Origin of the sequence: Pseudonocardia acidicola, assembly GCF_012911935.1 — a bacterium.
GTDB classification, from domain to species: domain Bacteria; phylum Actinomycetota; class Actinomycetes; order Mycobacteriales; family Pseudonocardiaceae; genus Pseudonocardia; species Pseudonocardia acidicola.
Window position 1 is genome coordinate 1 of sequence record NZ_JAAXLA010000135.1, and the last position, 8,214, is coordinate 8,214.

Below are 8,214 nucleotides of genomic sequence, written 5' to 3' on the forward strand. Positions count from 1 at the left end.
GCGGCACACGCTGACCCTGGCCGACGCCGCCGTACTGGTCTCGATCTTCGCGGCCTACGCGTGGCGGCTGGCCAAGGCCCCGCCGGAGGAACCCGACCTGATCGGCACCGCGGCGTGGGTCGGCGGGGTGCGCATCGCGGGGGTCCTCTCCGGGTCGGCGGCGGCACCGACGCTAGCCACCCGGCGCCGGTGGCGGAGGCGTGTTCGCCGGGGGCGGGGATGTTCGCCTGCAGCGGACGGCGGGGTCGCCGCCCGGGTTTGCGCGGTGATCGGCGCGGGGTATCGGGTCGTTCGTGAGCGCCAGAGGCGATGCGGATGCCAGGTCGGTCGACGATGCCCACGCGCGCCCGGAGGGCGCCTCCGACGAGCTGGTCGCGGCCGTCGGGAAGTTCTCCGAGGCGCTGGAGCGGATCGAGCGGGCCCGAGGCGCGCTCTACGACTTCCACCAGCTCATCGGGGGCGCGGACGGGTTGCTCGACGACGTCGTCGAGCAACTGCGCAAGGCGGCCCAGGAGCACTGGGCGGACCGGGTCGAGACCGAGCTGATCGGCCGCAACGTCGTTGCCGGCCGGTGGACGTTCCAGATCGTCGAGGAGTTCGAGGACGGCTACTACGACGCCTTCCGGGGCCTGCTGCGCGAGGTGCAGGACGACACGATGGCCGGTCGCAGGCACGTCTTCGAGGCCGAGATGAAGCAGCGCCGACGCACCCCGGGGCAGCCGCGCCACGGCGCCACCCCCTGAGAGCGGGCTCACCCCGACGGGGGAGCGGCGTTCACTCGTCGGCCACCTCGGAGCCACCGTCTCCTCGGGTTGATTACTTACGGTTCGTCCGGCCTGCCCGGATTGAACCGATCGACCCACCCAGGAGGACGACCATGGCGCAGCCCTGCCCGGACGAGCCGCGACCGGCCGACGGAACCCCCGCCGCCGGCCTGCCGCTGTTCTCCCCCGGCCGGCCCGCCCGGCAGGGGCTGACCTGCCTGTACCGCTGCGGAAACGCGTGCTCGCACGAGGCGCCGAACACCTCGCCGAACGAGTACTTCGGTCAGGTGCTGTCGCGGGCGCTGAGCCGCCGCGGCGCGCTACGGGCCGGCGCCGTGCTCACCCTCGCGGCCGGTGCCGCCGGCCTGCCGGCCGACACCGCCGAAGCGGCCACCGGCACCTCCGCCGCCGGCGCCGCTCCCGCCGCCCCACCGGCCCGTCCGCCCCGGGGGCTGGAGTACGAGACCGTCGCGCCCAACACCGCCGACGCCGTGACGGTGCCGGCGGGCTACGCGCAGAACGTGGTGATCCGCTGGGGCGACCCGGTCGTCCCCGGCGCGCCGGCGTTCGACTTCGAGAACCAGACGCCCGAGGCGCAGGCCGGCCAGTTCGGCTACAACAACGACTTCTGCGGGCTGGTGCAGCTCCCCGGCCCCGGCCGGCGCTACCTCATGTTCAGCAACCACGAGTACACGATCGAGCCGCTGATGTTCCGCGGCTACGACCCGGCGAACCCGACCGACGAGCAGATCCGGATCGGGATGGCCGCGCACGGGCTCTCGGTCGTGACCGTCGAGCGCGACCGGCGCACCGGCCGGATGACCGTCGTCCTCGACGAGCGCCACAACCGCCGGTACACCGCCTCGTCGGAGTTCGTGTTCGATGGACCCGCCGCCGGGTCGGCGCTGCTGAGGACCTCGGCCGATCCCATCGGCAGGACGGTCCTCGGCACGCTGAACAACTGCTCCGGCGGGGTGACGCCGTGGGGCACGTTCCTGTCCGGGGAGGAGAACGTCAACCAGTACTTCGCGGGCGCCGATCCGGCCGACCCCCGGCACAAGCGTTACGGTCTCAGGCCCGGCCCGTCGGAGCGCAAGTGGGAACGCCTGGAGCCCCGCTTCGACCTGGCCAAGGAGCCCAACGAGGTCAACCGCTTCGGCTGGGTCGTCGAGGTCGACCCGCAGGACCCGCAGGCCCCGCCGGTCAAGCACACCGCGCTCGGCCGGTTCAAGCACGAGGGCGCGACGATCGCGCTGACCCGCGACGGGCGGGCGGTGGCCTACATGGGCGACGACGAGCGCTTCGACTACGTCTACAAGTTCGTCTCCGACGCCCGGATGATGCGCGGGGAGAGCCGCCGCGCCCGCGAGCACAACCGCACCCTGCTCTCGGCCGGCACGCTCTACGTCGCGAAGTTCAGCGGGGACAGCCCGGCGGCGGAGATCGACGGCACCGGGACGCTGCCCGCCGACGGCGCGTTCGACGGCAGCGGTGAGTGGATCAGGCTGGCGCAGGGCTCGACCTCGTTCGTCGAGGGGATGAGCGCCGAGGAGGTCTACGTGTACACCCGGCAGGCCGCGGACCGGGTCGGGGCCACGAAGATGGACCGGCCCGAGGACGTCGAGCCGCACCCGCGCACCGGCAGCGTCTACCTTGCGCTGACCAACAACTCTGACCGCGGCAAGGCGGGCAAGGCCGCCCCGGACGAGCCCAACCCGCGGGCCGGCAACAAGCACGGGCACGTCATCGAGCTCATCGAGCGGGACCGGGACCCGGCGGCGACCACGTTCGGCTGGTCGATCCTGCTGGTCTGCGGCGACCCGAACGACCCCGGCAGCTACTTCGGAGGGTACGACAAGAGCCAGGTCAGCCCGATCAGCTCGCCGGACAACCTGGCCTTCGACCCCTACGGCAACCTGTGGATCGCCACCGACTCCACGCAGGCCCTGTCGATCAACGACGGGCTGTACGGGGTCTCGCTGGAGGGCCCGACCCGCGGACGGACCACGTTGTTCGCCAGCGTGCCGATCGGCGCGGAGTGCTGCGGGCCGGTCGTCACCGGCGACTTCGCATTGATCTCCGTGCAGCATCCGGGCGACCTGGATGGCGCCTCGCCGCAGGCGCCGGCGTCGCGGTGGCCGGACGGGCCGGGCAGTCAGCCGCGGCCGTCGGTGGTCACCATCTGGCGGATCGGCCGCAACGACCGGCCGGGCAGGATCGGTCAGTAGCCGGCGTCAGCCGCAGAGCTCGACGGTGGGGGTGCCGGTGGGGGCGGTCCCGGCGAACGAGATGTGCACGTGGTCGACGTGGTTCTCGGTGTCGTTGCCGCGGTTTCCCATCGGCTCCCAGCCGTCGCCGTAGTTGATCCGCTGCTCCCAGATCACGTAGGTGATACCGAGGGCCTGCTGGTTGCGCAGCGCGCACTCGGCGATCCGGTCGCCGCGCTCGCCGCGGACCATGAAGTCGAGCGCGAGACCGCGCGGGTGGTCGGAGACCCGGCCGCGACCGGCCACGCCGATCAGGTCGGGATGGCCGTAGCGGCAGCTGAGGAACCGGGCGGCCGCGGCCACCCACGGCTTGACCCGGCCGAGGCCGCCGAGGTCGACGTCGCAGCGCGCGGCCGCCTCCCGGGCCGCGTGCTCCTCCTCGGCCCGGCGTGCCAGGTCGGCGAGGCCGACGGCCTTGAGCAGCCCGGCTGCATCCATCCGGTCGGGTGCCTCGGGGGCGGTGACCGGGACGATGCCCGGCGGCATCCCGGGCGCCGCGCCGCCGGGGCGGCCGGCCGCAACCGCGGCGGCGCCGGCGGGACGGCTCTCGTCCGCCGCCAGTTGCAGGACCGCCGGGCCGGTTCCGGGTTCGGTGCTGGTCACAAGCGTGATCGCCGGCGCGATCAGGCCGAGCGAGCCGCCGGTCACCGCGGCGGCGGTCACGCCGTTGCGCAGCGCGGCCTGCGCCGAGGGTGTGAGCAGCGCGGAGGAGCGGTGCCGGGACACGACCTGCCTTCTGGAGATCATCGGGCCCGGGCGGACTCGGCGTGGGTGGCCGACGGATCAGGGAATCCGTGTCCGTCAGGGAGCCGGGCCGTCATGATCGCGCCGAATGTAGCGGGTCAGTCACGAAACGGACGAAAGCGTCACGCGCGGTGAGGTGGTCGTGACGGTTCGCGCGCCGAGCGGCGCTCCGCCGGAGCCGCCGCGGTCAGGAGCGCAACGCCACCACGTCGGCCAGCACGGAGTGCGGCGTCGGCCGCCGGCGCGCCGACGGGCTGTCGTAGACGACCAGCAGCCGGGGCGGCATCCCGGGCAGCAGCGCGATGCCCTCGGCGTGGTCCTCGCCGTCGCCGTGCGGCAACTCGGTCTCGACGGTGAGCTCCTCACCCCGGACCACCCGGGGAGTCTCGGCGCGGGCCGCGCCGTGCCAGCGGTAGACCCGGACCGGGCCGCTCAGGCTCATCGTCGGTCCGGCCAGGACGAGCAGGTCGTCGCCGTGCGGGCACAGGTCGCGCACCCCCAGCCCGCCGAGGTCGAGGAGGTGTTTGCGGCAGCGGGTGCCGTCGGCGAACGCGCCCCACCGCAGCCGGGCCGGATCGTCCGGATCCGCGACGGGGCGCACCTCGAGAACGACGGCCCAGCCGCGCAGCACCGGGCCGCGCAGCCCGACGTACACGGCGTCGCCGTGCACGGCCAGGCCCTCGACGTCCAGGCCGTTGTCCTTGGACGGGATGGCCAGGAACGGCGCGAGGTGCTCGTCGTCGGTGAGCAGGTCGGTGAGGCCGACCGCACCCGGGGCGCCGGCCAGCGCGCTGACCCGGCCGTCATCGGTGACCCGGGCCGGCACGGGGCGGCCGTCCGGGCCAGGCTGCACGGCCAGCCGCGCCAGCACGAACCGGTTCGGTTCGCGGCGCACCGTCGCCAGCCGGCGCAGCGCCTTGGCCTCGGAGTTGCGGGGCTTGATCTGTTTGCGCACCAGGCTGTGCGAACCGACCACCCACAGGTGCTCGCCGGCCCGGGCCAACCCTTCGATGTCCGCCTCGTCGTCCGGCCCGCCGGGCAGCTCGACCAGGTCGGCAAGCCGGACGCTGAGCTGGTCGTCCGCGCGTTTCGGCGTGGTGGCCGAGTCCAGGACGAGCCGTTCCACGGTGGCCGTCTCGTCACCGGCCAGCCACAGGCACTCCCCGTCGGTGCGCACCGCCGAGAGGTTCACGTGGTTGCCGCTGCGCACCACCTCGCCGTGGAAGTGCAGCTCGACCTCACCCTGGACGTCCATGGCACCGTTCTACAGGTGCCGACGATTTCCAAGGACACGCAGCTGTGCATGTCGCTCGCCGCCCGGCCGAGCAACATCGGGACGCGCTTCCACAACTACCTGTACGACGAGCTGGGCCTCGACTTCGTCTACAAGGCGTTCACGACCACCGACCTGGCCGCCGCGGTCGCCGGCATCCGGGCGCTGGGCATCCGGGGCTGCGGAGTCTCGATGCCCTTCAAGGAGGACGTCATCGCGCTCGTCGACTCCCTCGACCCGTCGGCGGCGGTGATCGGCTCGGTCAACACGATCGTCAACGACGACGGCCGCCTGCACGCCTACAACACCGACTACCTCGCGATCGCGCGGCTGCTGGCCTCCCACGAGGTCCCCGTCGACGCCGACGTCGCGGTGCTCGGCAGCGGCGGGATGGCCAAGGCGGTGGTTGCGGCGCTGCGCGACACCGGGTTCGGCGAGGGGGTCGTGGTGGCGCGCAACGAGCGGACCGGGCGTGCGCTGGCCGAGCAGTACGGCTACCGCTGGCAGCCCGATCCCGGGACGGCGCGGCCCCGGCTGCTGGTCAACGCGACGCCGGTCGGGATGGCCGGCGGCCCGGCCGCCGAGGCGCTCCCGGCGCCACCGGAGGTCGTCGACGCCGCCGAGACCGTCTTCGAGGTCGTCGCGATGCCCGAGGACACCCCGCTGGTCCGGCGGGCCCGGGAGCGCGGCCGGCGGGTGATCACCGGGACCGAGGTGATCGCCCTGCAGGCTCTGGAGCAGTTCGCGCTGTACACCGGCGTGCGGCCCACCGGCGAGCAGGCGCGGCGCGCGTCGGAGTACTCGCGCTCCTAACAGGCCGCCGGCCTGCCACCCGGCGCGCTCGTGGCGAACGAGATGTGGACGTGGTCGTAGTGGTTGGCGGTCTCGCCGCCGCGGTCATCCATGGTCTCCCAGCCGCTGCCGTAGTTGATCCGCTGCTTCCAGATCACGTAGGTGATGCCGAGCGCCTCCTTGTTGCGCAGGGCGCACGCGGCGAGCCGGTCGCCGGCCGCACCCCGCATCATGAAGTCGAGCGCGTGCCCGCTCGGGTGGTCCGAGGCGTTGCCGCGGCTGGCGACGCCGATCATCGGCGGCCGGCCGAACAGGCAGCCCAGGAACTCGGCGGCGTCCGCGACCCATGGCTTCACCGGGCCCAGCCCGGCGGTGCTCAGCGTGCAGCCCAGTGAGCCCGTCACGGCGGCGGCCTTGGCGGCGGCCGCCTTCCGCTCCGCCTCGGCCCGCTGCGCAGCGGCCTTGCGCTCGGCTTCGGCCACGGCCTGCCGCTCGGCCAGCCGGACGGCCTTGACGAGCCCGGCCGCGTCGAGCACGTCGGTCGCCGGGGCGACCGGCCGCAGGCTGCGCTGCTCGGCCAGCGGCGGGACGGCGGCCTCGGCGGCCGAGGCGTCGGTGGTGAGCCGCAGCGCCGTCGTGGCACCGGCGTCCGCGGGGTCCACGGCGCCGGTCGGCGTCGCCGGGTCGGGAGCGGCCGCGCCGACCAGCGACAGCGCGCCACCGGCCACGGCGACGACGGCCGCGCCGCGGCGGACGCGGGAGGGCACGCCGCGCTCGCGCGTGGAGCGAGTGGGAACCGGCCGCGACGCACCGGGACCGGTCGGCGCCGAAGTGGCCGCCGGCAGTCCCTGGAGCTCGCGGCGGCCTTCGGGGGAGCGGTGCCGAGCCACGATCTGCCTTCCGGATCGACGGTCCGGCGGACGTCCGGTCGGGGTGCCGGCGGATCGGGGTATCCGTGTCCCTTTCGTGACCGTGCCGTCATTGATCCGTGAGCAAACGTAAAGGAAGGACATCCGGATCGCCGGGATCGTCCCCGGCGGTGAGGCGACTGCGCGGCCCGACGCGGCGAGCGGCGCGGGTGTGCCGGGGCGGCGCGCGTGCGGTGCGGCAGGGGCCGGTCGCACGGCGGTGAGCGGATATGTCCCCGTCCGTCCGATTTCACCACCCGGCGATCCCCTCCAGGTGGACAGGTGAAGCGGCCGGTCTGTTGCAGCATCTATGCAAGAGCCTCTCGATCGCGCACGATCGGATGCATGACCGCTCCCCTTCCTGATGAACCGCGGCCCGGAGGACACCGGCGGAATCGCTTCGACCGTGCCGATTGGGGCGCGATCGCCGGAATGGCCGGATTCATCGCGCTGCTGAACATCGTCGGCTGGGGTGTGCTGGCCGGGATCGTCGCGCCGCACCACTACGCCGTGGGCAGCGCGGGCGTGTTCGGTATCGGGCTGGGCCTGACCGCCTATCTGCTGGGCATGCGGCACGCGTTCGACGCCGACCACATCGCCGCGATCGACAACACCACCCGCAAGCTCGTCGGCGAGGGCAAGCGGGCCCGCGGCGTCGGGTTCTGGTTCTCCCTCGGGCACTCCAGCGTGGTCTTCCTGCTGTGCCTGCTGCTCGGGGTGGGGCTCAGGGCGCTGGCCGGCCAGGTCGAGGACGGCGCGTCGCAGCTGCAGCAGACCACCGGGCTGATCGGGACGCTGGTCTCCGGGGTCTTCCTGCTGCTCATCGGGTTGTTCAACCTGGTCGCGCTGGCCGGCATCGTGCGGGTGTTCCGGCGGATGCGCACCGAGCCGCTCGACGACGCCGAGCTCGAGCGGCACCTGCAATCCCGGGGTTTCCTCACCCGGTTGCTCGGCCGTGTCATGCGTACGGTCGGCAAGCCCCGGCACATGTACCCGGTCGGCTTCCTGTTCGGGCTGGGCTTCGACACCGCCACCGAGGTGTCGCTGCTGGTGCTGGCCGGCGGTGCGGCCGCCTTCGAGCTGCCCTGGTACGCGATCCTCACGCTGCCGGTGCTGTTCGCCGCCGGCATGTCCCTGTTCGACGCCGCCGACGGGGTGTTCATGTCCGCGGCCTACGGCTGGGCGTTCCTCAAGCCCGTCCGGAAGGTCTTCTACAACATCACCATCACGGCGCTGTCGGTGATCGTGGCGCTCGTGATCGGGCTGATCGAGCTGCTGCAGCTGGTCGCCGGCGAACTGGGTGTCGGCCCCGAATCCGGCGGATTCCTCGGCTTCATCGGGTCGCTGAACCTGGAATACGTCGGATACGTCATCGTCGGACTGTTCGCGGTGACCTGGATCGTCGCCCTGGGCATCTGGCGGTTCGGCCGCATCGAGGAACGCTGGGCCGCCCCCGCCCCCGCCCC

The 8,214-nt window shown here is 73.3% G+C and carries 7 protein-coding genes; 4 read left to right on the top strand and 3 right to left on the bottom strand.

Annotated features, from left to right (window positions below; all coding sequences use genetic code 11):
- Window positions 1–293 precede the first annotated feature (293 nt).
- A complete protein-coding gene (locus HF526_RS33835; protein WP_169385734.1) occupies window positions 294–743 on the top strand; it encodes a hypothetical protein in 450 nt (149 codons plus the stop codon).
- A gap of 134 nt (window positions 744–877) precedes the next feature.
- Window positions 878–2,992: a PhoX family protein gene (locus HF526_RS33840; protein WP_169385735.1), complete on the top strand. Its 2,115-nt coding sequence runs from the start codon at window positions 878–880 to the stop codon at window positions 2,990–2,992.
- 6 nt (window positions 2,993–2,998) lie between these two features.
- On the opposite strand, the gene HF526_RS33845 is transcribed toward HF526_RS33840, so the two are convergent.
- Together HF526_RS33845 and HF526_RS33850 are read right to left on the bottom strand one after the other, a co-directional pair.
- Window positions 2,999–3,757 (bottom strand): VldE C-terminal domain-containing protein, encoded by a 759-nt coding sequence (locus tag HF526_RS33845; RefSeq protein WP_169385730.1) that lies wholly within the window; start codon window positions 3,755–3,757, stop codon window positions 2,999–3,001.
- Between the two features lie 205 nt (window positions 3,758–3,962).
- Window positions 3,963–5,030, bottom strand: coding sequence for a DUF3616 domain-containing protein (locus HF526_RS33850; RefSeq protein ID WP_169385731.1), 1,068 nt, complete (start codon window positions 5,028–5,030; stop codon window positions 3,963–3,965).
- On the opposite strand from HF526_RS33850, the gene HF526_RS33855 reads away from it, so the two are divergent.
- Entirely contained in the window at window positions 4,995–5,861 is an 867-nt protein-coding gene (locus HF526_RS33855) for a shikimate 5-dehydrogenase (RefSeq protein WP_338051938.1), read from the top strand. The two genes, HF526_RS33850 and HF526_RS33855, sit on opposite strands and share 36 nt — an antisense overlap.
- Here HF526_RS33855 and HF526_RS33860 read toward each other — a convergent pair.
- Window positions 5,858–6,607, bottom strand: a complete 750-nt coding sequence (locus HF526_RS33860; protein WP_169385732.1) for a VldE C-terminal domain-containing protein — start codon at window positions 6,605–6,607, stop codon at window positions 5,858–5,860. The genes HF526_RS33855 and HF526_RS33860 overlap by 4 nt on opposite strands.
- 573 nt (window positions 6,608–7,180) lie before the next feature.
- On the opposite strand from HF526_RS33860, the gene nicT reads away from it, so the two are divergent.
- On the top strand, window positions 7,181–8,214 hold a 1,034-nt coding region (nicT, locus tag HF526_RS33865), incomplete at its 3' end, for a Nickel transporter NicT (protein WP_239029484.1).